The organism is Persicitalea sp., assembly GCF_041751555.1.
GTDB lineage: Bacteria > Bacteroidota > Bacteroidia > Cytophagales > Spirosomataceae > Persicitalea.
Genome location: NZ_JBGSXF010000442.1, coordinates 1 through 1,549 on the forward strand (window position 1 = coordinate 1; position 1,549 = coordinate 1,549).

At 49.6% G+C, this 1,549-nt stretch carries 1 protein-coding gene; it reads left to right on the forward strand.

Going from position 1 to position 1,549, the window contains the following annotated elements:
• Positions 1–299: 299 nt before the first annotated feature.
• On the forward strand, positions 300–1,549 hold a 1,250-nt coding region (locus tag ACEW8P_RS15610; protein WP_373514010.1), incomplete at its 3' end, for a SusC/RagA family TonB-linked outer membrane protein.

Consider the following 1,549-nt stretch of genomic DNA (forward strand, 5'->3'; position numbering starts at 1 on the left):
TTTTATAGCACTTTTCCAGCTTAAGCCTGTATTTGAAATATTATAACTCGTATATCGACAAGCGTTAAATAGCTCATTTAATCTAAGAAAAGTACAATTAAGTAATAGTAAGGAAAATTTACCATTTTCTATTTTGTACAAATTGTGAAGTTTATTTTTCTAAAAACCCTATTTCCAGCCCAAAAACAGCGAATAGTAGAATTGTTAAAAAAAATATTGCAATTTTATTTGCAAATGATTTCACACTTGCATAATATTGCATAGTCATAGTATTTATCAACAATGTGATAGTATTTAGTATGAAACAACATTATGCATTCCAAAAAAGGCACTACCTACTGGCCTTTTTCCTGTTTTTCACCGCCGTGGCCGGGGCCTTCGCCCAGTCGATCAGCGGAAAAGTGACGGATGATGGCGGCCAGCCGCTTCCCGGCGTTAACATAGTCGAGAAGGGTACCACCAATGGTACCTCCACCGATGCCAACGGCGAATACCGGCTCACGGCCTCGGGAAGCAACCCGGTACTGGCCTTTTCGTTTGTAGGCTACAGTTCGCAGGAAATCGCGGTAAACAACCGCAGTACCCTGAACATCACGATGGCTCCCGACGACAAACTGCTGAACGAGGTGGTGGTGGTGGGTTACGGCACTCAGCAACGCAAAGACCTTACGGGTTCGATTGCGTCGGCCAACTTAGTCGCTTTCAAAGAATCACCCAACGTCAGCATCCTTCAGTCGCTCAAAGGAGCGCTGCCGGGCCTGACCATCGGCCAGACCAACCGGGCGGGCGAGGAAGCCTCCATTAACGTACGTGGCACCTCAACGCTCAACGGCAACACCTCGCCCCTGATTATTGTGGATGGGATTATTTTCAACGGACGGCTTTCGGATATCAACCCCGCCGACGTAGCCAGCGTGGATGTACTGAAAGACCCCAGCAGCAAGGCCATTTATGGCTCACAGGCGGCTAATGGAGTTGTGCTGGTAACGACCAAAACGGGCCGGGCCTCGACCAAGCCAACCATCACCTATTCAGGCAATTATGCGGTTTCGTCACCGACCATCAACGCGACTCTGCTGCGTCGGGATGCGTTTTTGGAAAAAATCAGAGACATCAACTACCTCACGGCCTTCACCAAAGAGTCGGGCTACACAGAGCCGAACCCAGCCTGGACTTTTGCCAACTCGGAGCTGTTCCCCATCTCGGTGGCGGGCGAAGCCGCCGGAAATGATTACGACTGGTACGGCGACCTGACCCAGAGTGCATCCATCCAGAGCCATAATGTCAGTATTTCGGGCGGATCCGACAAGACAAACTACTTTGTTTCGGGTGGCTACACGAACGAAAAAGGACTTATCAGAAACGACGATTATGCCCGCTATACCGTGCGAACCAATATCGACACCGAGGTAACGAAGTGGCTGACCGTGGGGGCCAACACGTCGGGGGCGTTTACCAATTTCTTTAAAGATTCGCCCGATATGAACTCCATCGTGGGTACGAATCCGCTCGTGCTGCCCCGCGATGCCAGTGGGAACTACATCGTTAA